Here is a 24,478-nt window from a genome sequence, read left to right as displayed (position 1 = left end):
AGGCGCGGCTCAGCCCGGCAGGCCGACATCATAAGGCCTGACGTAACCCGCTCAGAGCCAGTCGCTGCGCCCGGTGCCGCGGGCTTCTTCCACGCTGGCATAGCCGTCTTTCGCCAGCAGCGCATTGAGCTCTTCGGCAATCCCGGCTGCCAGCGACAGCCCGCCATAGACAAGACCGGTGTAAAGCTGCACAGCGCTGGCGCCCGCGCGGATCTTTGCGTAGGCCTGCGCGCCGCTGGCAATCCCGCCGACGCCGATGAGCGGAATATCCGTAAGTCCGGAAAGCTGCGCCAGAACCCGCGTGGAAAGCTCAAAGAGCGGCTGGCCGGAGAGTCCGCCGGCCTCGCTGCGCTGAGGGCTGGTCAGCCCATCACGCGCGAGTGTTGTATTGGTGGCAATGATCGCGTCAACGCGGGCATTTTTCGCCACCACGGCAATGTCGCCGATCTCCTGCGGTGTCAGGTCAGGAGCGATTTTCAGAAAAACCGGCGTGTCTGCGCGCACCGCCATCACCCCGTCCAGCAGGGCCGCAAGCGCGTCTGCCCCCTGCAGATCCCGCAGCTTTTCGGTATTGGGCGAGGAGACGTTGACCGTGGCAAAGCTGACATGCGGCGCCATGCGCGCCATGACCCTTGCGAAATCCGCCGCTCGGTCGGGGCTGGTTTTGTTAGCTCCAAGGTTGATGCCCACAGGCACAACCGTATCCGCCGTCGCGATCCGGTCAGCGATGGCCTCCATCCCGTCGTTGTTGAAGCCGAAACGGTTGATGGCCGCGGCGTCGGCGGACAGACGAAAGAGACGGGGCCGGGGGTTGCCGGGCTGCGGCTCTGGCGTGGCAGCACCACACTCCAGAAAACCAAAACCCGCCCGCGACAGCGGCCCGAGCGCCTCGGCGTTTTTATCAAACCCGGCAGCCAGCCCGACAGGGTTGGGCAGGTCAATTCCTGCAACCCGTGTGCGCAGCCGATCCGAGGTCACCGGCCCCGGCGCAGACGCCATCCCAGTTCGAAGCATCCTCAGCGCAATCTTATGTGCGGTCTCCGGATCAATCCGTCGCAGCAGGGTCATGCCAATCTGTTCGACCGTCCGGCTCACCCGCGCGCCTCTGCAGAGAAAGCGATCACCCGGCGGCCTCGTCAAAGCCCGCGGGAAACTGGTGCGCGCCGTCTTTCAGAGGCAAAGGCTGCGCCCAGAGCACATCGTCGAGTTTCATGACGCGGTAAAGATGCGGAAAGAGCTGGTCACCGCGCGACTTTTCCCATTTCAGATCATCGCCAAGCCGGTCGGTGTCGATGGCCAGCAGCATCAGCCCGTCTTCTGACGCGAAATGCTTTGCGGCCGTTTCCGCCACCTGGGCGGCAGTCGAGAAATGAACGTAGCCGTCATTGATGTCTACAGGAGCGCCACGGGTTTCACCTTCGCTGCGCAGATGTGCCCACTCGGGGGTGCGGAAAATCTTGTATATTATCATGTCAGCGTGATGCCCCCGGAGACGGGCTGCGTCAAGCGGGCAGAAAACAGGCTTTGACGCAGGGGCAGCGCCCGCCGGCCTGACAGAGGCTTTGACAGCCCCCCGGAACCGCGCCACGATACCCGGTGAACGTTCTGAGGGGAAAAATCATGAAACGATTCCTGACTGCCGGCGCCATGCTGGCTCTGACAACCGGGATGGCGTCGGCCGAGTACAGCCTGACCATCCTGCACACCAACGATTTTCACGCGCGCTTTGAGCCGATCAGCAAATATGACAGCGGCTGTTCGGCCGAAGACGACGCGGCCGGCGAATGCTTTGGCGGCTCTGCGCGGCTGGTCACAGCTGTGGCCGATGCGCGGGCGCGCAGCAACAACTCAATCCTGGTAGATGGCGGCGACCAGTTTCAGGGCACGCTGTTTTACACCTATTACAAAGGTGCGCTTGCCGCCGAGATGATGAATAAGATGGGCTATGACGCGATGACAGTGGGTAACCACGAGTTCGACGACGGCCCCGAAGTGCTGCGCGGCTTCATGGATGCGGTCGAATTCCCGGTCCTGATGTCAAACGCGGACGTCTCCGCCGAGCCGTTGCTGGCCGATACGCTGGCGAAATCCGTGGTGATCGAACGTGGCGGCGAAAAACTGGGCCTCATCGGCCTGACGCCCGAAGACACGGATGAACTGGCCTCACCCGGGCCGAACATCACTTTCTCCGATCCGGTCGCTGCGGTGCAGGGCGAAGTGGACAAACTGATGGCAGAAGGCGTGAACAAGATCATCGTGCTCAGCCACTCAGGCTATAACACCGACCAGCGTGTTGCCTCGGAAACCACGGGCGTTGACGTGATCGTCGGCGGGCATTCCAACACACTGCTCTCGAACACCAGCGACCGTGCGGCGGGCCCGTATCCGACAATGGTGGGCAGCACCGCGATTGTGCAGGCCTATGCCTACGGCAAGTTTCTGGGGGAGCTGAACGTCACATTCGATGACGACGGCATCATCACCGACGCCACCGGCGAACCAGTTATCATGGACGCCGCCATCACCGCAGATGAGGCCACCGTGGCCCGGATCAGCGAAGCCGCAGCACCGCTGGAGGAAATCCGCAACAAGGTCGTGGCCGAAACGGCTTCCGAGATTGTCGGCGTACGCGATACCTGCCGTGCGCAGGAATGCGCGATGGGCAACCTGATCACCGACGCCATGCTGGCCCGGGTGAAAGACCAGGGCATCGACGTTGCGATCCAGAACAGCGGTGGCATCCGCGCCAGCATTGATGCCGGTGAAGTGACCATGGGCGAAGTACTGACCGTTCTGCCGTTCCAGAACACGCTGAGCACCTTTCAGGTAACCGGTTCGACACTTGTCGCCGCTCTGGAAAACGGTGTGAGCCAGCACGAAGAAGGGGCAGGACGTTTCCCGCAGATCTCGGGCATGAGTTTTGCCTTTGATGTCTCGCAGCCTGCGGGCAGCCGTGTCAGCGATGTAATGATCGGTGGTGCGCCGGTTGATCCGGAGAAGCTTTATGGCGTCGTCTCCAACAACTACGTGCGCAACGGCGGCGACGGCTATGACATGTTCAAAGATGCGCAGAACGCCTATGACTTCGGTCCGGACCTTGCCGATGTAACGGCAGAATTCATCGCGGCAAATGCGCCATATGAGCCTTATGAGGACGGCCGCATTACGATGAAGTGAGCGGCACCGGCTACCGCTGAATACAGATAAAACGCGCCCCTTACCCGGGGGCGCGTTTTTCGTCTCTGGTGGCCGGGGGCAGACGTGGTAAATTCAACGCATGTGCGGACGGTTTTCTATCACCCTGCCTTCGGATGCGATGGCACAGCTTTTTGCGGCGCAACCGGACAACGACCTGCCGGGGGTACCCGACTACAATGTCTGTCCGACCAACCGCATTCATGCGATCACGGGCGGTGAAGCCGCGCCCCGCCGGTTGACGGCCATGCGCTGGGGCTTTCTGCCACACTGGTACAAAAAGACAAACGGTGGCCCGCTGCTGATCAATGCGCGGGGCGAAACCATCGCTGAAAAGCCCGCCTTCCGCAGCGCTGTCCGGCAGCGTCGTGCGATTGTAGTTGCCACCGGCTTTTATGAATGGACCAGAACGCCGGAAGGAGAGCGGGATCCGTGGCACATCTTTGCATCAGACGGTGCACCGCTGGCCATGGCTGCGATCTGGCAGGACTGGACCGGTCCGGAGGGTGAAACCCTGCGCACCTGTGCGCTGGTGACCACTGCGGCAAATAAAACCATGAGCCGGATTCATCACCGCATGCCGGTGATCCTGGCCCCGGACGACTGGCCGCTCTGGCTCGGCGAGGCCGGGCAGGGTGCTGCCCGGTTGATGGCAGCGGCCACCGAGGATGCGCTTGATATGTACCGCGTGGACCGGCAGGTAAATTCGAACCGCGCAAAAGGACCGGGACTCACCGAGCCGGTATAACAACTCCTGCACGCGGACAGGGCATCAGTTGGTGACGAGGTTGCTTGCGTATTCCAGCTCGCCGGTAATGCGGCGTGTGGTCCAGCCGAAGTATTTGCCGACCATCTCCGGATCGATGTTCACGATGATCTCCTGTCCCTCTTTCATCGGCGGCGTGGTCCAGAGGCCGTCCACATGTGTCACCGACAGGGTTGTGCCGCTGACATTCACGAAACGGATCGTGTCGCCTTCGGCAATGGCGGTGCGATAGGGGAAATAAGCGGAATCAAGGATAATAATGACGTGTTCGTCGGCCTGAGCACGGTCTGCGCTGAATGAGACTGATCCACACAGTACAAACGCAACTATTTTAACAGACTTAAGCAGCAAAGCTTCTTCCTCAGACCAGTCCCACCCAATCAGCAGATGGAATTGTGATAGCCACGAATTTGGACTGAAATTGGCCCGCGCCATGACTTCGTCGCGGCATCGGATACACGCAGACCGTGTTTCTAAGGGTGCAACAATCCGGACGACGGCCGGACTTTCTAGCCATGGGGGAACTTATTTTGACATATTCCGGTCTTTTTCGGCCTCTGCCTGTGCTTCCAGCCAGGCGCGAAAAGAAGCCAAAGCGCCTGTTTTACTGTGCTCTGACGGCCATACGAGGTAGTAGTTCCCGATACTTTCTGTCGTGCGAGATGACGCGAGGACCAGCTGTCCGCCGGCCAGATAGGGCTCAGCGAAGAAAGTAGGCAAAAGTGCGACACCAAGGCCATGAATGGCCGCCTGAGCCATCGTGGAAAACTGATCGAACACCATTCCGGGGGGCAGATCGGGCTCTGTGCCGACCGCGCTGAACCAACGCGCCCAGCCTCTCGGCCGGGTGTCCAGATGCAGCAGATCATGGCGCAGAATTTCGCGCGGATCGCTTGCCGGTCCGGCCATCAGCCCGGGCGCACAGACCGGCACGACGATCTCGGGCATCAGCGGCAGATAACTGACCCCCGGCCAGTCTTCGCGCCCGAAATGGATGGCGGCATGGAAGTTGCTGGTGCGGAAATCAAACGGAGCAAGACGCGTCGCCAGATTGACCGTCACCTCCGGATGGCGCTGCGCGAAATCGCGCAGCCGGGGAGCCAGCCAGTGCATGCCGAAGGCGGGCAGAATAGCGAGATTGAGCGTGCCGCCGGAGGGATTTGTCTGTGCTGCTACCGTCGCGCGGGCGAGATGCTGCAGAATTTCTCTGATCTCGACGACATATTTCTGTCCGCGCGGTGTGAGCACGAGACCGCGCCCCGCCCTGGCAAACAGCGGCGCGCCCAGCTGGTCTTCGAGCGTTCTCAGCTGCCGGCTGACGGCACTTTGCGTGAGGGACAGTTCGCCCGCGGCAAGGGTCGCGCTGCCCAGACGTGCCACTGCCTCAAAGCACATCAGCGACGTCACAGAAGGCAGATACTTGCGCGGGGCAATCATATGAGTTTTTCTCATGAGTAACGGGCAAAAGCATCGTTAGTCTTTCCGGTCCCGATTTGCAATAATAGGGCAACGCGCACTGCCGCACCTGCCGGTTGAGAGGAACTGTCATGAATGTAGAAGCCCCCGTACTGAAAGCCAAAGATGCCCCCGATCTGGGTAATTTCGACTGGTCAGACCCTTTCCGGATGTCAGACCAGCTGGAAGAAGACGAGCGCATGATCCGTGACAGCGCAAGGGCATATGCTGAGGAAAAGCTGCAGCCGCGCGCCATCGAGGCCTTTGCTAATGAGACCACGGATGCGTCGATTTTCAAAGAAATGGGCGACATGGGGTTGCTCGGTATTACCCTGCCCGAAGAGTATGGCGGCCTTGGTGGATCTTACGTGTCCTATGGCCTGGTCGCGCGTGAAATCGAACGGGTTGATTCAGGGTACCGGTCGATGATGTCAGTGCAGTCCAGTCTCGTGATCTATCCGATTTACGCCTACGGATCTGAGGCGCAGCGCCGTAAATACCTGCCGGGCCTGTGTTCAGGTGATCTCATCGGCTGCTTTGGCCTGACAGAGCCGGACGCAGGCTCTGATCCCGCCGGCATGAAAACCCGTGCCGTGAAAACCGACACCGGGTATCGCCTGTCGGGCTCCAAAATGTGGATTTCCAATGCGCCTGTGGCGGACGTGTTCGTGGTCTGGGCGAAATCGGAAGCGCATGGCGGCAAGATCCGCGGCTTTGTGCTCGAAAAAGGCATGAAAGGCCTCAGCGCGCCAAAAGTCGGCAACAAGCTGAGCCTGCGGGCTTCGGTGACAGGCGAGATCGTCATGGACGGTGTCGAGGTCAGCGAAGAGGCGCTGCTGCCCAATGTGCAGGGTCTCAAAGGTCCCTTCGGCTGTCTGAACCGGGCGCGTTACGGCATCAGCTGGGGCGTGATGGGGGCTGCGGAGTTCTGCTGGCATGCAGCGCGCCAGTATGGTCTCGACCGCCACCAGTTCGGCAAACCGCTCGCCGGCACGCAGCTTTTCCAGAAAAAACTGGCGGATATGATGACTGAAATTTCGCTGGGGTTGCAGGCTTCCCTGCAGGTCGGACGGCTCATGGATGCAGCGAATGCCGCGCCTGAGATGATCAGCATCATCAAACGCAACAACTGCGGGAAAGCGCTTGATATCGCTCGCATGTCGCGGGACATGCATGGCGGCAACGGGATCAGCGGAGAATTTCAGGTTATCCGGCATATGATGAACCTTGAGACCGTGAATACTTATGAGGGTACGCACGATGTGCATGCGCTGATCCTCGGACGCGCGCAGACGGGCATTCAGGCATTTTTCTGATACGGCAGGCGCCGGATTTAACACGAGTCGGGCTCGGCAGGGGGGGTTAGCTGCCCTGCGCCCTATGACAGGCACCACCGGGCGTCCGTGCCTTCTTTTTTGTCTGGCTGACGATCGGTTGAGCTGTCCGGTCACGCCGGCATTATAGTTCGTCTGCACGAAAACGGACGGGTGCGGGCCGCAACGATGCGACGCGGCGTGATTCGCAATCTCCGCGCTCTGTAATCCGTGGTCCGGGATAGTGCGGGCTCCGACAGCGCCGTTCAGATGCCTCGCCGGTGCCCGAAAAAAAGAGGCGTCGGGATGCATTTCTAAGCCGTCAGATCAGGATTGCACCAGCTGTCCGTCTGGTCGGAACGGCAGGGAACCACCGCCCGGACACAGGCAGGTATCTTACGGTGCGGCAGGCACCGCGCATTTGAACCCGACCGATCTCTTGTCCGTAAGGTACTGTATTGATGCCTAATCACCGGCTCAGCCCCTCTGTGAGCCTTTGGACAGAAAATGCCGGGCCGGGCTGAGGCGATCTGTACACACCGGTCACATGGCGGTCCGCCGTGCACAGACTGCCCTGTCAGCAATCAGCCCGGTAATCTGCTTTATGATTTTTTGCACACGTTTGCAAAAATCTCTTGCCAAGTCCGCGTGCCGGTGACTAGCGTCAGGAAGGCCTGCAGCCGCGGGTCCGTGTCAACGGGGGGCACCATGGCCGAAATTCAACTGCGAAATGTAAACAAACGCTGGGGGAGCTTTGTCGGGGTCGACAGCTTCGACCTGACCATCGCGGATCAGGAATTTCTGGTCCTGCTCGGGCCCTCCGGCTGTGGCAAGACGACGACAATGCGCATGATCGCAGGTCTCGAAGACGCCACCGAGGGCGAGATCATTATCGACGGTCGCGTGGTTAATGATCTGGACCCGAAAGACCGCGATGTGGCGATGGTGTTTCAGTCATACGGCCTCTACCCGAACATGAATGTCTACGAGAATATCCGCTTCCCTCTGAAGGTGCGCAAAGTGCCCGAGGCAGAGCATGACGAACGCGTGCGCCGCGCCTCTGCGATGGTCGAGCTGGATGATTTCCTGCACCGCAAGCCCGCCGAGCTTTCCGGGGGGCAGAGGCAGCGCGTGGCGCTGGCGCGGGCCATCGTGCGTGAGCCCAATGTATTCCTGATGGATGAGCCGCTCTCCAATCTCGACGCCAAACTGCGTGTCTCTACCCGCGCGCAGATCAAAAATCTCAGCCATGAGCTGAAGGTCACAACCGTGTATGTAACCCATGACCAGATAGAAGCCATGACGCTCGCCGACCGGGTGGTGGTGATGAAACAGGGCAAGGTGCAGCAGGTCGGCACACCAACGGATATTTACGACCATCCCGCCAATACCTTTGTCGCGAGCTTCATCGGAAGCCCGGCGATGAACCTGATGGACGGCACGATCAAGAGCGGCACTTTTGAGGGTAAAAACGTGTCGATCTCCGGCCTGACCGCCGCGGACGGACCGGTCAAACTTGGGTTCCGGGCGGAAGATGCGACCCTCGCCGAAGGCAACAGCGGCCAGATCACCGCACCCATCTATACCATTGAGCTTCTGGGCGACGCGACAATGCTGACCGTGCGGGCCGGCGGCCAGCTCGTGTCGGTCAAAGCACATAAAGAATTCCGCGCAGAGATCGGGGATATGATCTCCTTTTCTGTGCCGGTTTCCATCTGCCACCTGTTCGACGAGGACACTGGCACGCGGATTGACAGATCCTGATGGTTTTTTCCTCTGAACAGGGGCCACAACAGGGTGCAGACTTGCAAGATGCACCCAACGATACGCAACAGGGAGTTTGCATATGTTTTTGAAGAGAATAGCACTCGCGGGCGCCGTCTCGCTCATGGGAAGCGCGGCCTTCGCCGCATGTTCCTATGAAAACGAGGTGCCGGTAAAATCACTGAGCGCCGGATTTGAGGCGTGGAAAGCGGTGACGGACGCGATGGCGGAATGCGGAAACTTCCAGGCCGAGCTTGACCAGGAGTTCCGCACCAAACAGCCGGCTGCCTTTGAGGCCAACCCGTCGCTTTATCAGATCGGTGGTGTTTCCAATGGTACCATCACGCCGCTGCTGAATGCCGGCACGATCCGCCCGCTTGATGATCTGGTCGAGAAATACGGACAGAACCTCACGCCCAACCAGCTGATCCGCATCAACGGTCAGATCATGGCGATTGCAATGATGGTGAACACACAGCACCTGATGTACCGCTCCGATGTGCTTGCCGATCTCGGCATCGAAGTGCCCACGACCTGGGATGAGGTCTATGCGGCTGCGGACCAGATTAAAGAGGCGGGCGTTGTCGATTATCCGCTTGGCGCCACGATGAAGTCGGGTTGGAACCTCGCGCAGGAATTCGTAAACATGTATCCTGGGTTTGGCGGCACGTTCTTTAACGACGACAACACCACAGCGGTGAATTCCGAGGCCGGTATGGCCGCGCTGGAAACTATGAAAAAAGCACTGGATTACACTGACCCGGAAGTGCTGGTCAGCGACTCCACTTACGTCCAGCAGCAGTTCCAGCAGGGCAAAATCGCCATGGCCAACCTCTGGGCCAGCCGTGCGGGCGCCATGAACGATGAGGCTGAAAGCCAGGTCGTAGGCAAGATTGCGATGTCAGCGGCCCCCAGAGCCACTGCAGACGGCGCACCGGCCACCACGCTCTGGTGGGACGGCATCGTGATTGCCAGCAACATCAGCGACGAGGAAGCCGACGCAGCTTTCCGTCTGGCGATGGAAGGCCTCGACACAGAGATGGTCGCGAGCGCCAATGACGCGGCGATCTGGCTGGTGAACGGCTATCAGCCGACCGAAATCGCCAAGGGTGCGATCGAGACGGCGACGGCCGTTCCGGCGCCCCCGGCCTATCCCTCCACCACTCAGATGGGTCTGCTGCACACAGCACTTGGCAATGAGTTGCCGGCCTTCCTGACGGGCGAGCGCGATGCCGAGGCGACGCTGGTCGCGATTGACGAGGCCTATACCACTTCGGCCAAAGAAGCAGGCGTTCTGAAGTAATGTCTAAGGGGAGCGGCCGGACATCTCCGGCCGCTCCCCGACCTGACGGGCCGTTTGCACGACGCGCACAGAACGCAGTTTGCAAACTTTACCCGATGCCTTTGCAAACCGGCTCCGCGCGAGGATAACCTGATGAAATTCAAAACATTTGCAGCATTTGTCGGCCCGTCCGTGTTCATGATGCTTCTGTTCATCGCGGCCCCCCTCGTCAGCGTGTTCATCCAGAGCTTTCAGGTTACCCAGCCTGTGCTTGAGCAGGTCGAGGTCGAGACCTGCACACCAGGCTTTCTGACTCAGACCTGCACAACAGAGATCAAAACGGTCCCGGTGCTTGGCGAAGACGGCAAGACCATTACCGAAACCCGCTGGGTCGGTCTGGAAAGTTACCGGAACGTCCTGCAAATGGACAAGTTCTGGGAGGCCGTTGGCAACGGCAGCTGGAATGACATCATGCAGATCGACTTCTGGCGCGCCCTGCGCTTTACGCTGTCCTTCACGCTGCTGACCCTGCCGCTTGTTATTGGTGTCGGCCTTGCGATCGCGCTTGCGGTCAACAATGCGGCCCGGACAATCCGCGGGCCGGTGATCTTCGTCTCGCTGCTGCCGTTTATCATCACACCGGTCATCGGATCACTCTCGATCTACTGGCTTTTTGTTGGTGACGGCATCCTGACGGCCATGATGGAACGCTGGACCGGCACTAATATTTCAATGTTCGCTCAGGCCTGGACGATTGAACTGCTGATGTACTTCTACCGGGTCTGGCATGTTGCACCCTTTGCCTTTGTGATCTTTTACGCGGGGCTGCAGACCGTGAACATGGACACACTGGAATCAGCTGTGATCGACGGTGCGAGCCGCTGGGAGCGTCTGCGCCACGTCATCGTGCCGCACCTGATGCCGCTCATCGTTTTCATCGCGCTTATTCACCTGATGGACTGCTACCGTGTCTTCGAAGAAATCGTGGGCTTCCGCAGCCAGGCGCATGTGATCTCGCTGCAGTGGCTGACCTATGACTTCATGACGCCGGATGATGCGGGCAACCGGGCCATTTCGAGGGCATCCGCCTCCGCCATGCTGACCATGATCGGCATCGTATTCCTGCTTGTTCTGCCGCTGCGCCGCACCTGGCGCGACCACAAAGGGAGCGCCCACTGATGTCCACGCCCAAAGCCATGCAGCAGTCTTTTGCGCTGCGTTTCTCCTCCGGCGCGTTTCTGGCCTTCTGGTGTATTCTCGCAGCCTTCCCGATCTTCTGGATCGCGGTCATGAGCTTCAAATCTCCCGTCGATGCCTTTGCCGCCAGTCCGCTGGATGTGATATTCGGCCCGGCCACTCGGGCGAACGGGGACGGGCTTTCAGTGCCGGATATCATCATTGGTCTGATCGTGCTTTTCTTTGCGATCCGCTGGGCATTTACCCGCCTGCCGGGGCTTGTGCGGCGGTACTGCCCGCCGGGATATCTCGTGCTGGGCTGGGTCTTTGGTGCTGTGCTTTATGCGGTGGCCTTCATTCTGATCTTTTTCGGGCTGCTGCCGCTGGTTCTGGGTGTTCTCAACAGCATTCTCGGCCCGCTTGGCACGCCGGTTCTGGGCCTGACAACCGAACACTACGTGGCTGTCTGGGGTGAAAATGAGTTCTACCGCAACTTCCTGAACTCCATGCTTGTGACAGCCGGCGTCGTGACGATCTCTCTGACCGTGGGGACACTTGCAGGCTACGGGCTGGCACGCTCGGGCTCGGATCTGGCTTTCTGGCTGCTGATCCTCGCGCTGGTCTTCCGCGCGCTGCCGCATTCGGTGCTTGTCGCAGGCTATCTGCCGGTCTTCATCAACTCTTCCGAAATCCTGCGCCCGATCTTCGGCGAAGGTGCTCCCACGCTTTATGGTCAGCCCTGGGCAGTGATTGCGGTGCTCGTGTCTATCAACCAGCCGTTTACGATCTGGATGCTGAGGTCTTTCTTCCAGAACATCCCGGCTGAACTTGATGAGGCCGCCCGTGTCGATGGCTGCTCGCACTTTCAGGCGTTCCGCAGGGTGATCATGCCGGTGATGTGGCCGGGTGTCATTACCACGGGTCTGTTCAGCTTCCTGCTGGGATATAACGATTTTCTCGTAACGTCGCTGCTGCTGGATGCACAGAACCAGACCATGGTTCCGGCCATCGCCGGCTACTTCAACCGCGAAACGACAACGACCGATCAGGTTGAAGCGGTTGCCGCCGCAGTGTCGATCACGGCGCCGCTCTTTTTGCTGGTCATGGTCTTTCAGCGGCAGATCGTCAGCGGTCTGACAGCAGGAGCCGTGAAAGGCTGATGGGCAGCGGACCGGCAGAGCACGCTCCTGCGGCCCGATCTCTGCACGTCCGCACTGCGTCGCACGCGCCGGGCGGTCAATGCACAGGAGCGACGCGATGAAGGGCTCAAGACCTGAACAGGCCGTGCTGACAAAAGGCACGGATATGAGCAGAACCGACGAGACACGCCGCGTGATCGAAGGCATGGTCGATGGTCTGAATGATCACCGCATTGATGATATTGGCGCGTTTTTCGCCGAAAGTTTCCGGTGGTCGGGAAACCAGGGGTGCGGGACCAAAAACGGGCTGCGCGAGTTTCAGGAAAACTGGCAGCGCCCGTTCCAGGCAGCTTTTTCGGATAAGGTCTGTATCGATGAAGCGCGGCTTTACATGGGCGAGTGGGCTGCCGCATTCGGCCGCCAGGAAGCGACCCACTCGGGGGAGTTTATGGGCATCGCGCCAACCGGCAGGCGGGTTGAGATCCGGTATATGGATTTCTGGAAGGTCGTGGACGGAAAAATCACGGACAACCACGTCATGGTGGATTTTCCGCATGTGCTGGCGCAGCTCGACAAAGATGTTTTCGGGGGCGAGGGCTGGGAGGCCTTTGACCGGGGCGAAAAAACGCCCCCGCGTCCCGGTCAGTGAGGGAAGAGAGAGATGGCGATTGAGTATCTGAAGCGCGGCAAGTCCGATACAGAGCGGGCAGATGATGATGCAAAAACGCGGGCAGCGGTTGAGACAGCCCTGGCCGATATCGAGGCGCGCGGCGATGTGGCGGTGCGCGAACTCAGCGAAAGCTTTGACAGTTACACACCGGCATCTTTCCGGCTGAGCACTGCGGAGATCGAGGATCTGATCGCACAGCTCAGCCCGCGCGAACTGGAAGACATCCGCTTTGCTCAGACCCAGGTACGCAACTTTGCCGAGGCGCAGCGTGCATCGATGCTCGACATCGAAGTGGAAACCATGCCCGGGGTGATTCTGGGGCACAAAAATATCCCCGTTCAGTCGGTTGGCTGCTATGTGCCGGGTGGCAAATTTCCGATGGTCGCCTCCGCGCACATGTCTGTGGCCACGGCCAGCGTTGCCGGCGTGCCGCGGATCATCGCCTGCACGCCGCCCTTTCAGGGGAAGCCAAACCCTGGCGTCATTGCGGCGATGCATCTGGGCGGGGCGCATGAGATTTACGTGCTGGGCGGCATCCAGGCAGTGGGTGCAATGGCGATCGGCACAGATACCATCGAGCCGGTGCACATGCTGGTCGGGCCGGGTAATGCTTTTGTGGCAGAAGCCAAGCGACAGCTTTTCGGGCGTGTCGGCATTGATCTCTTCGCCGGACCGACCGAAACCATGGTGATCGCGGATGAAACGGTGGATGCGGAAATGTGCGCCACCGATCTGCTGGGGCAGGCTGAGCACGGGTATAATTCGCCTGCCGTGCTGCTGACAAACTCGCGCCGTCTGGCAGAAGAAACGCTTTCAGAGATTGACCGCATCCTCGGGATACTGCCGACGGCGGGCACCGCGCGGGTAAGCTGGGAAGACTACGGCGAAGTGATTGTCTGTGACACCTGGGAGGAGATGCTGGAGGTGGCCGATGACATCGCGTCTGAGCATGTGCAGGTGATGACTGAACGCGATGACTGGTTCCTTGAGCATATGACCTGCTACGGCGCACTTTTTCTGGGACCGCGCACGAATGTCGCCAACGGCGACAAGGTCATCGGGACGAACCACACGCTGCCGACCCGCAAAGCCGGGCGCTATACCGGCGGATTGTGGGTGGGCAAGTTCCTGAAAACGCACAGCTACCAGAGGATTCTGACGGATGAGGCCGCAGCTGAAATCGGCGCTTACGGCTCGCGGCTGTGCATGCTTGAAGGATTTGTCGGGCATGCCGAGCAATGCAACCTGCGGGTGCGGCGCTATGGCGGTGTGAATGTGCCCTACGGAGAGGGCGCACCCGCACGCGAAGCCGCGGAATAGGGGGCCCGGGCGCTGCGCCGCCTGTGCAGTAATCATTGCCGGAAGACGTAATGGACAAACACACAGACCATAAGAAGCTGATCGGGCCTCTGCGCGCAGCGATGTATAATTTTGACGCCGGAGCCGTGCGCCGGGCGCTTCATGAAATCTGCGCGCCGGATGTCATTTTCCGGCTCTCGTTTCCCTTTGAGACCATTCACGGGGTGGATGCGTTTACGGAGCGGGTTTTCGGGCCGTTGCTGCGGGCCTGGCCCGATCTGGAGCGGCGCGACTATATTGTCATGGCAGGGCCGACGCCCGAGGGTGCGGACTGGGTCGGCTGCGGTGGATACTGGACCGGGGCTTTCATGGCGCCCTGGCTGGATATCCCGCCGACCGGGCACATGGTGCATATGCGGTTTCATGAGTTTTACCGGTTCGAAGACGGCAAAATCACCGAGATGCAGGCGCTCTGGGATCTGCCTGAGGTGATGATGCAGGCCGGCGCCTGGCCGATGAGCCCGTCGCTGGGCCGGGAATGGCATGTGCCGGGACCTGCTAGCTCAGACGGGCTTGTTCCCGGCCCCTGCGACGCGACAGCCGGCGAGGCCAGCTGTCAACTGATCATCGATATGCTGGAGCATCTCAAGAAACACCCCGCCGAAGGCGGCCCGGAGGTGATGGAGATGGACCGTTTCTGGCACCCGCGCATGTCCTGGTACGGGCCTGCCGGTATCGGCACCGGTCGCGGCCAGCGCGGGTTCCGGCACTGGCACCAGATCCCGTTTCTGAACGCGATGCCCGACCGCGGGAAGTATGTGGACGAGATTGAATACCACTTTTTTGGCGACAGAGCCTATGCGGCAGTGACCGGCTGGCCGGATATGTATCAGACGATCAGTCATGGCGGCTGGCTGGGCATCGCACCGCCGGACAAAAAGATCGCGATGCGCAGTCTTGATTTCTGGCGGATCGAAGAGGGACTGATCCGCGAGAACTGGGTACTGGTCGATCTGCTGCATATGTATGACCAGATCGGTGTCGATGTGCTGGCGCGGATGCGCGAGTTCAACAAGGCACGCACCGGGTTTGATCCGGAAACGGGGGTGGCCTTATGAGCGATCTGCCGAAATCGCCCGGCTTTGATCTGACCGGACGGCGGGCGCTGGTCACCGGCGCCTCCTCGGGCATCGGTCTGGGCTGCGCGGTGGCGCTGGCGGAGGCGGGGGCGCATGTGGTTTGTGCTGCGCGGCGTCCAGGCCCCCTGCAGGAGTGCACAGATGCGATGGCCGCCGCCGGCCTTTCAGCCGAAGCCATGGTTCTTGATCAGACGGATCTCGGCGCCCTAGAGGCCGCTTTTGCCGACCCTTTTGACGTGGTGATCAATTCTGCGGGGCTTGCGCGGCACAGCCCGGCCACCGAAACGACGCCTGACGATTTTGATGCGGTAATGAATATCAATCTGCGCAGCGCCTACTTCCTCTCGGTCTGTGCCGCACGGGCGCTGATTGCGGCCGGCCGGCCAGGCTCGGTCATCCATATCTCGAGCCAGATGGGGCACGTCGGCGGTGTGGACCGCGCGGTGTACTGCGCTTCCAAACACGCCCTTGAGGGCATGGTGAAGTCCATGGCCATCGAATGGGGCAGGGCGGGCATCCGGATCAATACGATCTGCCCCACCTTTATCCGCACGCCACTCACAAAAGAGACCTTTGCCAGCCCGGAGCGCCTCGCCTGGATTATGGAAAAGATCAGGTTGCCGCGCGTTGGTGAGGTTGAGGATATTATGGGGGCTGCGGTCTTTCTGGCCAGCGATGCCTCGGCCATGGTCACGGGCACCTCAATGCTGATCGACGGCGGCTGGACGGCAGGATGATGCCCGCGCAGCATATATTTCGGAGTGCGCCATGGGGAAGGTGACCTCTCTCGATGTGGCCGAAATGGCCGGGGTCAGCCGCTCGGCCGTCAGCCGGGTGTTTACGCCCGGCGCCTCTGTAAGCAAAAGCACCCGCGACAAGGTGCGCAAGGCCGCAACGCGCCTGGGGTACCGGCCGAACGTGCTGGCGCGCTCGCTCATCACGGGGCGCAGCCGCATCATCGGTCTGGTGGTCGCCTATCTTGAAAACCAGTTCTACCCCGAAGCCATCGAGCGGCTCTCACGCGCGTTGCAGGCGCAGGGCTATCACGTGCTGGTCTTCATGGCTTCCAACGACGCAGAGACCACAGGGAAGGTAATCGATGAACTGCTCGACTATCAGGTGGATGGTATCATTGCGGCTTCTGTCGGCCTGTCGAACAATCTGACCGAACGCTGCGAGGGGCTGGGCATTCCGATCGTTCTCTTCAACCGGCATCAGTATGACAACCGTCTGTCCAGTGTCACCTCGGACAACGTGTCCGGCGGGCGCAAACTCGCAGAGTTTCTTGTGGCCGGCGGTCATGAACGCATCGCACATATTGCCGGCTGGGAAGGTGCCTCGACCCAGATCGACCGCGAGGCGGGGTTCATTGCCGGCCTCAGGGATGCAGGCCATGTGCTTTTTGCGCGAGCCGCGGGCGATTTTAACTTCGAGGTCGCCAAAGCTGCCGCACGCTCAATGTTTTCAGTCGCAGAAAAGCCCGACGCCGTCTTTGTCGCCAATGATCACATGGCCTTTGCCGTGATGGATGTGCTGCGCTTTGAGCTGGGCCTGCGCGTGCCGCAGGACGTTTCTGTTGTGGGCTATGACGACGTGACACTCTCGCACTGGCCAAGTTATGATCTCACCACCGTGCGCCAGCCGGCCAACCGCATGGTCGCCGAGACCGTTTCGGTTCTGATGGACCGTCTGAACGATGAGGAAACGCCGCCCCGGCGCATTGCGCTGGACGGCCCGCTGATTATCCGCGGCTCCGCCCGCAAACCAAAGGTATGACCCATGCAAGGCTTTGACGAGAAATTCACGGATTTTCCCGATTATATCATCGGTATAACCAAAGAAATCTGGGAAGACCGCGGCATTGCCACCCTGCACCGGTATTACTCGGACGATATCGTTGTGCGCACACCTGCGTCGGTCGTGGTGGGCAACCGGAATGTCATCGGGGCGACGATGGCCACGCTGGCTGAATTCCCCGACCGGACGCTGCTGGGGGAAGACGTTATCTGGTCGGGCACACCCGAGGAGGGGATGCTGTCCTCGCATCGTCTGCTGAGCACAGCGACACATGCCCGCGACGGTGTTTATGGCAAAGCGACGGGAAAGCGGCTGACCTACCGTATTCTTGCGGACTGCCATGCCATAAACAATCAGATCAACGATGAATGGCTGATCCGGGATCAGGGTGCGATCGTGCGCCAGCTCGGTCAGGACCCGCGCGAATACGCGGCGGCGCTGATCGAGAAAGAGGGCGGGCCGGAACACTGCGTCAAACCGCTGAGCCCGGCCAATGACAGGCCTGGTCCTTATAAGGGGCGCGGCAATGATAACGCCTGGGGGCAGAAATACGCGGATATCGTGACACGGATCATGGGCGCCGATATGGCCGCGATCCCGAAAGAATACGATCGTGCCGTGCACGTGGAATACCCCGGCGGCGTGACGGGGCACAGCCATGGGGACGTTGATCAGTTCTGGATGGGGCTGCGCGCGTCTTTTCCCGATGCCACATTTCAGATTGATCACCAGATCGGGCGCGATGACCTTCTGATGCCGCCCCGTGCGGCCCTGCGCTGGTCGCTGAGCGGGAAACACAGCGGCTGGGGCACTTTCGGCACACCGACGGGCACGGATATCTATCTGCTCGGCATGTGTCACGCCGAGTTCGGCCCATGGGGGCTGCGGCGCGAATATGTGATCTTTGACGAAACGGCGGTCTGGAAACAGATCCTGCTGCAAACAGGCTGAGCGATGGAGCACTTCGGCAGGATCATGTTTACCGGCGCGGTCGAGGCCGAGCAGCGGGCACAGGGCTCTTATGACACCTATGCCCGCATGGCCGAACGTCCGGCACCTGAAGGTCTCGGCGGGGACGAGACTGCCTTTCTGACCGCGCGCACCTCGCTCTATATGGCCACAGTGTCCGCGACCGGCTGGCCCTATGTGCAGCACCGGGGCGGCCCCGCGGGGTTTATCAAAGTGCTCGATCCGCAGACCATCGGATTTGCCGATTACCGCGGGAACCGGCAGTACGTCAGTTCCGGGCATCTGCGCGGCAGCGGGCGGGTGAGCCTTTTCGCAATGGATTATGCGCGTCAGGCCCGGCTGAAACTGATCGGTCACGCGGCGATGATCGCTGCCGATGCCGACCCGGACCTGGCAAAGGCGCTACACACAGAAGGCGGGGGAAAGGTCGAGCGTACGGTGCGCATTCGCATTGAGGCCTTTGACTGGAACTGTCCGCAGTTCATCACCCCCCGGTTTGACACGAACGAAATCGCGCGGCTCGTCGGCCCCGAAATGGAACGTCTTGAAAAACGCAATGCAGAGCTTGAGGCCGAACTGGCGGCTCTGCGTGCGCAAACAGAAAGAGAAACGAAATGACCCCGTCTGAGATGGAAGCCCGCATCGTCCGGTATGGTGACCTGCAACCCTGTAAAACCGCCTTTATCGACGCCCATACGCCGGGCAGTGATCAGAAGGAAAACTTCACGATCATCGGCGGCGGCGTGTCGGAGAGCGCGGACCAGCACGTGCATATTACAATCCCGCACGGGTTCAACATCGGTGCCGCGGGACAGCCGCCGAAATGCCGGAACTCCTTGCACAGCCACCGCACGGCCGAGGTCTTCTTTGTGCTCAAGGGCCGCTGGCGGTTTTTCTGGGGACGCTACGGCGACGCCGGCGAAGTGGTGCTGGAAGTAGGCGATATAATCAATATCCCCACCGGCATTTTCCGCGGTTTTGAGAACATCGGAACTGATTACGGGATGATTATGGCGGTCCTTGGCGGGGATGATGCGGGCGGCGGCGTCATCTGGGCGCCCCAGGTCATCGAAGACGCGCGTGACCACGGCCTTGTCCTGGGGCAGAACGGCAAACTCTATGACAGCAAAAAAGGGGAGAGCCTGCCCGATGGTGTCAGCCCGATGCCTGTGCTGAACGAAGAGGAGCTGAAAAGCTATCCCGAGATGACGCCTGCGCAGGTCGTGGGGTATGGGGTGCGCCGGTATAATGACCTGATGTCCCTGGCCGGCAAAGAGCCGGTTCTCGTCATCGGTGAAAAGGGCGTGATCCGCGACAAGCCCGGTTTCGAGGTTGGCTTCCTGACGCGCGGGTCTGCCAGCACCGACATGCACGCGCATGACCGGCCTTCGGTGCTTATGCCTGTGCGCGGACACTGGCGGCTGATCTGGGAGGGTGGTGAGGCGGTGCTGAACCCCGGAGATACCTGCTCGATACCTGCGGATCTGCAGCATACTGCCGTACCGGCGATGACCGGGGAGGCAAGCATGTATCACATCGTCGGCACGGATGATCCGGCAGGTGCCACCTGGCTGGCATAAATGAACACTGTTCACAAAATGCTTGAACGACCAGGAAGATCAGGTTATTTACGGCGTGAACAACGTTCATGGAGTGAGTAATGTACACGATCGCAGATACAGAAATACTGTTGGAAGAGGGGGTTATCTCCCAAACCGCGGCCAGAATCATCGAAGCCCGCGCGCGCAGCACAATGGTAACGCTCGCCATCAATGCCGTTTTGTGCACCGGAATCGTCTTTGCAACCTTTGGCCTGATCTTCTGGCTTGCCGATGCAATGCTGGTTGCCGTTTCCGGTATTCTGCTGGCCGGTGCCGGTTTGCTGACCCTCCGCCAGGGTCCTGCGCTTTATGCAATGTTCGGCAATGCCGCATCGCTGATCGGTGCGGGCATGCTGATCGGCGGAGCGGGGTTTGAACTTGCCGGCAACTTTGAGAGTATTGCCGGGCCGGTGATGGCAATCGCAGGCGCCGTCGTGGCAGTGCCTGTAGCCTGGGCGATGCACCATAACCGGCTGACCACGCGTTTTGTGACCGGTGCAGTGACCCTCATGGCGCTGGCGCTTCATCTCACAGGTGTCGGGTATCTGGTGCATGAAAGCGGGGCCAGCGGTCTGCCGGTTGCGGCCTTCTGGCTCTATGCGGCTGCAGCCATTGCCGGGGCAGGCTGGTTTACCGACGTGCGCCTTGTTTCCGCACTCGCGATCGTGCCCTTTGCCCAGGCCCTCGACACCGGCACGTTTTACTTCCACGCGGCCTACGTGTTTTACTCCCCCGAACCGACGCTCTCAATCATGCAGATGTGCGCGCTGGTCGTGCTGATGGTGCTGGTCGCACGCCGAACGCCCGAACGCACGGCGCGCCATGCACGCATCCATCTGATCATGGCGTTTATCGTCGCCAGTCTTTGCGCGCTCGTCGGCAGCCTCTGGGGAGATGTGGTGGGCGAAACAATCTGGGGTCCGGGGTCTGCGATGCACCGGTCCGGTCTGTCTTATGAAGACTGGCGCGACAGCCTTGCTGCTTTCCGCGACACAGCCCTCACTGTGCATGAGAATGTTTTTACGATTGTCTGGGCACTTTCACTGGCGGGGATCATCTTCTGGTCGGCCCACAAAAACATGCGCGGGATTTTCAACGCGGCGGTCACCTTTGCGGCGATTCATGCCTATACCCAGGCTTTCGAGACTTTTTATGACGAGCCGCTGGCCTATGCTGCCGGCGGGTTTGCTGCAATCCCGCTCGCCTGGGGAATGTGGCGCCTGAACACCTGGTTTCTGGCACGGCAACCGGCAGAAACCTGAATACTGATGCCGGGTCTGCCCTTCGTGGCGGGGCCCGGCGCTGAAGGGAGAGACACTTGGTACAGACAACACATGTGGGCAGCCTGCCCAGAACCCAGGACGTGGTGGATTTTATCTTCGCCCGCGAACGCGAAGAAGCATACGACCCGGCGGCATTCGACGCGGCGATGACTGCGGCTGTATCAGAGACCGTGCGCCGTCAGGTGGCTGCCGGCGTCGGTATTGTGAGTGATGGCGAGACGTCCAAGATCTCTTACGCCACCTATGTGAAAGACCGCTACACCGGGTTTTCGGGCGACAGCAAACGTAACGCGCCGGCGGACCTGAAGAAGTTCCCGGGGTTTCTTAAAAGGCTGGCCGAGGATGGTGGCACGCCGCAATACGCTCGCCCGATGTGCACCGGCGAGGTGACGTCAAAGGGGCAGAACGAGCTGGAGAAGGATATCGCCAACCTCAAAGCCGGCATGGCGGAGCATGGGGCCGCGCAGGGGTTCATGAACGCGGCAAGCCCCGGGGTGATATCGCTCTTTCTGCAGAACGAGCATTACCCGAGCCGTGACGCCTATCTCGCTGCCCTCGCGGATGCCATGCGCGCTGAATATGAAACCATTGTGGGCGCAGGGCTGATGCTGCAGCTTGATTGCCCGGACCTCGCTTTGTCGCGCCATATGCTGTTCAACGATCTGAGCGATGCGGAGTTTGTGAAGATTGCCGCCGGTCACGTCGAGGCACTGAACCACGCGCTGGAGAACGTGCCCGAAGAAAGTGTCAGGATACACATCTGCTGGGGCAATTATGAGGGGCCGCATGTCTGCGACATCGGCATGGAAAAGGTTTTCGACACGCTGATGCAGGCAAAGGCGCGTTATGTGCTTTTTGAAACGTCAAACCCGCGGCATGCGCATGAATGGACAGTCTTTCGCGACCGGAAAGCCGACATTCCGGACGGCAAGGTGCTTGTGCCGGGGGTCGTCGATACCACCACAAACTTCGTTGAGCATCCCGAAGTGGTGGCCCAGCGGATCGAACGCTTTACCGGGATTGTTGGTCACGACCGTGTGATTGCCGGATCAGACTGCGGTTTTGGCACTTTTGCAGGCTATGGATCAGTTGATCCTGATATCGCCTATGCCAAACTCGAAGCGCTGAGCGCGGGGGCAAAACTGGCCTCAGAACGGTAGGCGCCGGTCAGCCGGTTGCAGCCGGCGCGGCGCATGCTGCCATGCACCCGACTGACAGCGCAGGCATGCACCGGATGCTTTAGGATCTGGGCGCTGGAGCACCGCCCTCAAAGGCATTTCCGTTCACGTAGTCGCAGGGCTCTTCCTGCATCTGCAGGTGCAGGCCTTCGCCGGTCCAGGGATGCGCCCGGGCCAGCGCTTCGTTGACCTCTATTCCCAGACCGGGGGCCTCGGGCGGCGTCACAAAGCCCTCTTCCACACGGATCGTGCCGCTGATCAGAGCGTCATGAAACGGTGTCTCGATGGTTTCGACCATCAGCAGATTTGGAATTGAAGCGGCCAGGTGAATATTAGCCGCCCACTCCAGCGGTCCGGCATAAAGATGCGGGGCCACCTGAGCGTTATAGACTTCGGCGATGGCGGCCACCTTCTTCATCTCCCAGATCCCACCGGCCCGCCCGAGCGCAGGCTGCAGAATGGTCGCCGCGCCGGATCGCAGCACTTGTGCAAATTCGGTTTTGGTGGTCAGCCGTTCGCCTGTCGCCACCGGGATCCTGACGGCGCGCGCGACCTTTGCCATCTCTTCCGGCGCATCGGGGGGGATGGGCTCTTCATACCAGAGCGGGCTGAACGGCTCCAGCGCCTGTCCCAGCCGGATTGCACCCGCCGTCGAGAACTGACCGTGCGTGCCAAAAAGCAGATCGGCCCGGTCGCCCACCGCGTCGCGAATGGCTTTGCAGAACGCCACGGACTGCGAGATATCACGCATCGCCGGCATGTGACCGCCGCGCATCGTATAAGGACCGGCGGGATCAAATTTAACAGCCGTATAGCCCTTTTCCACCATCGCAAGCGCGCTTTCGGCAGCCATCTCAGGGGAGGTCCAGAACGCCGACAGATCATGCCCGGGCTGCGGATAAAGATAGGTATAAGCCCGGACCCGGTCATTCATCCGCCCGCCGAGCAGCGCGTAAACAGGCCGGTTGCGCGCCTTGCCAAGGATATCCCAACAGGCGATCTCGAGGCCCGAGAAAGCGCCCATGACAGTGAGATCCGGCCTCTGTGTAAAGCCCGACGAATAGGCGCGGCGAAACATCAGCTCTATGTTTTCAGCGCTTTCGCCCGCCATGTGCCGCTCAAAAACATCGCTGATCACGGCCTGCATCGCTTCCGGTCCGACGCTGGAGGCATAGCATTCCCCCCAGCCGGTGATGCCGTCATCCGTCGTGACTTTCACCAGGATCCAGTAGCGGCCACCCCATCCCGGTGCCGGGGGGGCGGTGACGATGATATCGAGATCTGTGAGGATCATTGGCTGTCTCCCGAGCGCCTGCGGCTTACTGTCCGAAAAGTATCACGTTGCGCCGCGCGCCGCCGGCCCTGGTATCGGCAATCGCCTCGTTAATCTGCTCCAGCCGCCAGCGCCCGGAGATCAGCTCGTCCAGTTTAAGGCGTCCCTGCTGATACAGATCCACCATCCAGGGGATATCCCGCTGAATGACCACATCTCCCATTTTCGAGCCGGTCATGCCCTGGGCCGTGGCGGCCAGCACGACAGGCTCATAGGTAGATACGTCGCCGGAATGGGGCATTCCGACCATGATGACCTTGCCTCCATAACCCAGATAACGCGGTGCCTGATCATAGGCGGGGATCGCACCGACGGTCACAATTACCGCATCGGCACCGCGCCCGCCCAGAGCCTCCTGCGCCAGCCGCCATGGTTTCGGGTCGGTCGCCAGCACGCCATGCGTTGCGCCGAAATCGCGGGCCATGGCGAGCTTTTCCCCGCTCATGTCTACCGCCACAATGCGCCGGGCACCGGCAATGCGCGCGCCCTGGATGGCATTGAGCCCGACGCCGCCTGCGCCGATCACGACCACATCCTGACCCGCGCGCAGCCTGGCCGCATTGACCACGGCGCCAACGCCGGTGATCACGCCACAGGCAATCAGGCTGGCTGCGTCCTTGGGGATATCCGCGCTGATGCGCACGACCTGGTTCTGATCCACGACGACTTTCTCTGCAAAGCCGCCCGTTGCCATCGCCTGGTGCAGCCTGCCACCGTCGGCGGTGGTGATGGGCCCGTGATCGCCGTCATAGGGCGTCTCGCAAAGCGTGGGGCGACCTGAGGCACAGTTGCCGCAGCAGCCGCATGCGCGGATCAGCGTGACGACGACACTGTCGCCTTTGGCGACGCTGCCCACACCCGGCCCGGTGGCCGTCACGATGCCTGCAGCCTCATGGCCGTAGACAGCAGGCAGGGATCCGCCCCAGGCGCCTTCAGCAAAGGAAATGTCAGAATGGCAGATCGCGACGGCCTCAAGGGTCACCTCGACCTCTCCGCTGCCGGGCGCGCGCAGCAGGATATCTTCTATGCTCAACGGGTCGCCGAATTTGTGACAGACGGCCGCTTTGATGGTCTGCATGGGGTCGGGTCTTTCCTGATCAGGTGGCTCCGGGCTGAAGT

The 24,478-nt window shown here is 60.7% G+C and carries 23 protein-coding genes; 17 read left to right on the top strand and 6 right to left on the bottom strand.

All coding sequences use genetic code 11. The features are described 5' to 3' along the window. Nucleotides 1–51: 51 nt before the first annotated feature. Both G3256_RS13890 and G3256_RS13885 read right to left on the bottom strand, forming a co-directional pair. Nucleotides 52–1,095, bottom strand: a complete 1,044-nt coding sequence (locus G3256_RS13890) for a quinone-dependent dihydroorotate dehydrogenase (protein ID WP_169641393.1) — start codon at nucleotides 1,093–1,095, stop codon at nucleotides 52–54. A 25-nt stretch (nucleotides 1,096–1,120) separates the two neighbouring features. Then, nucleotides 1,121–1,471, bottom strand: a complete 351-nt coding sequence (locus G3256_RS13885; RefSeq protein WP_169641392.1) for a DUF952 domain-containing protein — start codon at nucleotides 1,469–1,471, stop codon at nucleotides 1,121–1,123. Nucleotides 1,472–1,620: 149 nt separating this feature from the next. Between G3256_RS13885 and G3256_RS13880 the strand changes: the two genes are divergently transcribed. Then, nucleotides 1,621–3,177, top strand: coding sequence for a bifunctional metallophosphatase/5'-nucleotidase (locus tag G3256_RS13880; RefSeq protein ID WP_169641391.1), 1,557 nt, complete (start codon nucleotides 1,621–1,623; stop codon nucleotides 3,175–3,177). A gap of 100 nt (nucleotides 3,178–3,277) precedes the next feature. Continuing rightward, complete coding sequence (locus G3256_RS13875) at nucleotides 3,278–3,943, top strand: SOS response-associated peptidase (RefSeq protein WP_169641390.1); 666 nt, start codon at nucleotides 3,278–3,280, stop codon at nucleotides 3,941–3,943. A 24-nt stretch (nucleotides 3,944–3,967) separates the two neighbouring features. Here the strand turns inward: G3256_RS13875 and G3256_RS13870 are convergent, their stop codons facing one another. After that, on the bottom strand, nucleotides 3,968–4,312 hold the full coding sequence (locus G3256_RS13870; RefSeq protein WP_169641389.1) for a hypothetical protein: 345 nt from the start codon (nucleotides 4,310–4,312) through the stop codon (nucleotides 3,968–3,970). A 174-nt stretch (nucleotides 4,313–4,486) separates the two neighbouring features. Then, the gene (locus G3256_RS13865; RefSeq protein ID WP_169641388.1) at nucleotides 4,487–5,398 is read right to left on the bottom strand and encodes a LysR substrate-binding domain-containing protein; all 912 of its coding nucleotides are present in this window, start codon (nucleotides 5,396–5,398) and stop codon (nucleotides 4,487–4,489) included. Nucleotides 5,399–5,508: 110 nt separating this feature from the next. Between G3256_RS13865 and G3256_RS13860 the strand changes: the two genes are divergently transcribed. The 15 genes from G3256_RS13860 (at nucleotide 5,509) to G3256_RS13790 (ending at nucleotide 22,008) form a co-directional block, all read left to right on the top strand. Further along, on the top strand, nucleotides 5,509–6,732 hold the full coding sequence (locus G3256_RS13860; protein ID WP_169641387.1) for an acyl-CoA dehydrogenase: 1,224 nt from the start codon (nucleotides 5,509–5,511) through the stop codon (nucleotides 6,730–6,732). A 705-nt stretch (nucleotides 6,733–7,437) separates the two neighbouring features. Further along, entirely contained in the window at nucleotides 7,438–8,493 is a 1,056-nt protein-coding gene (locus G3256_RS13855; RefSeq protein WP_169641386.1) for an ABC transporter ATP-binding protein, read from the top strand. A gap of 82 nt (nucleotides 8,494–8,575) precedes the next feature. Further along, nucleotides 8,576–9,796 carry an ABC transporter substrate-binding protein gene (locus tag G3256_RS13850; protein WP_169641385.1) on the top strand — a complete coding sequence of 407 codons (1,221 nt, stop codon included), beginning with the start codon at nucleotides 8,576–8,578 and terminating at the stop codon, nucleotides 9,794–9,796. 132 nt (nucleotides 9,797–9,928) lie between these two features. Next, the gene (locus G3256_RS13845) at nucleotides 9,929–10,954 is read left to right on the top strand and encodes a carbohydrate ABC transporter permease (protein WP_169641384.1); all 1,026 of its coding nucleotides are present in this window, start codon (nucleotides 9,929–9,931) and stop codon (nucleotides 10,952–10,954) included. Further along, nucleotides 10,954–12,111 (top strand): carbohydrate ABC transporter permease, encoded by a 1,158-nt coding sequence (locus G3256_RS13840; protein WP_169641383.1) that lies wholly within the window; start codon nucleotides 10,954–10,956, stop codon nucleotides 12,109–12,111. Before G3256_RS13845 ends, G3256_RS13840 begins: the two co-directional genes overlap by 1 nt. Before the next feature lie 97 nt (nucleotides 12,112–12,208). Further along, nucleotides 12,209–12,739: an ester cyclase gene (locus G3256_RS13835; RefSeq protein ID WP_169641382.1), complete on the top strand. Its 531-nt coding sequence runs from the start codon at nucleotides 12,209–12,211 to the stop codon at nucleotides 12,737–12,739. Between the two features lie 12 nt (nucleotides 12,740–12,751). After that, entirely contained in the window at nucleotides 12,752–14,080 is a 1,329-nt protein-coding gene (gene hisD, locus G3256_RS13830) for a histidinol dehydrogenase (RefSeq protein ID WP_169641381.1), read from the top strand. A gap of 50 nt (nucleotides 14,081–14,130) precedes the next feature. Beyond that, nucleotides 14,131–15,177: an ester cyclase gene (locus tag G3256_RS13825; RefSeq protein ID WP_217626491.1), complete on the top strand. Its 1,047-nt coding sequence runs from the start codon at nucleotides 14,131–14,133 to the stop codon at nucleotides 15,175–15,177. Beyond that, nucleotides 15,174–15,935: an SDR family NAD(P)-dependent oxidoreductase gene (locus G3256_RS13820; protein WP_169641380.1), complete on the top strand. Its 762-nt coding sequence runs from the start codon at nucleotides 15,174–15,176 to the stop codon at nucleotides 15,933–15,935. Before G3256_RS13825 ends, G3256_RS13820 begins: the two co-directional genes overlap by 4 nt. A 31-nt stretch (nucleotides 15,936–15,966) precedes the next feature. Next, nucleotides 15,967–16,974 (top strand): LacI family DNA-binding transcriptional regulator, encoded by a 1,008-nt coding sequence (locus tag G3256_RS13815; protein ID WP_169641379.1) that lies wholly within the window; start codon nucleotides 15,967–15,969, stop codon nucleotides 16,972–16,974. A 3-nt stretch (nucleotides 16,975–16,977) separates the two neighbouring features. Beyond that, nucleotides 16,978–17,946: a nuclear transport factor 2 family protein gene (locus G3256_RS13810; protein WP_169641378.1), complete on the top strand. Its 969-nt coding sequence runs from the start codon at nucleotides 16,978–16,980 to the stop codon at nucleotides 17,944–17,946. Between the two features lie 3 nt (nucleotides 17,947–17,949). After that, complete coding sequence (locus tag G3256_RS13805) at nucleotides 17,950–18,582, top strand: pyridoxamine 5'-phosphate oxidase family protein (protein ID WP_169641377.1); 633 nt, start codon at nucleotides 17,950–17,952, stop codon at nucleotides 18,580–18,582. After that, nucleotides 18,579–19,544: a cupin domain-containing protein gene (locus G3256_RS13800; RefSeq protein WP_169641376.1), complete on the top strand. Its 966-nt coding sequence runs from the start codon at nucleotides 18,579–18,581 to the stop codon at nucleotides 19,542–19,544. Before G3256_RS13805 ends, G3256_RS13800 begins: the two co-directional genes overlap by 4 nt. An 80-nt stretch (nucleotides 19,545–19,624) precedes the next feature. Beyond that, complete coding sequence (locus G3256_RS13795) at nucleotides 19,625–20,827, top strand: hypothetical protein (RefSeq protein WP_169641375.1); 1,203 nt, start codon at nucleotides 19,625–19,627, stop codon at nucleotides 20,825–20,827. Between the two features lie 56 nt (nucleotides 20,828–20,883). Further along, nucleotides 20,884–22,008 (top strand): cobalamin-independent methionine synthase II family protein, encoded by a 1,125-nt coding sequence (locus G3256_RS13790; protein WP_169641374.1) that lies wholly within the window; start codon nucleotides 20,884–20,886, stop codon nucleotides 22,006–22,008. A gap of 79 nt (nucleotides 22,009–22,087) precedes the next feature. Here G3256_RS13790 and G3256_RS13785 read toward each other — a convergent pair whose 3' ends face one another. Further along, a complete protein-coding gene (locus G3256_RS13785) occupies nucleotides 22,088–23,320 on the bottom strand; it encodes a mandelate racemase/muconate lactonizing enzyme family protein (RefSeq protein WP_169641373.1) in 1,233 nt (410 codons plus the stop codon). A gap of 25 nt (nucleotides 23,321–23,345) precedes the next feature. Next, nucleotides 23,346–24,437, bottom strand: coding sequence for a Zn-dependent alcohol dehydrogenase (locus G3256_RS13780; protein WP_169641372.1), 1,092 nt, complete (start codon nucleotides 24,435–24,437; stop codon nucleotides 23,346–23,348). Between the last annotated feature and the right edge of the window lie 41 nt (nucleotides 24,438–24,478).

This window comes from Roseobacter ponti (genome assembly GCF_012932215.1).
Taxonomy (GTDB): domain Bacteria; phylum Pseudomonadota; class Alphaproteobacteria; order Rhodobacterales; family Rhodobacteraceae; genus Roseobacter; species Roseobacter ponti.
Note: the sequence above shows the minus strand (reverse complement) of the source record. Positions and strands in the feature narration are given on the sequence as shown.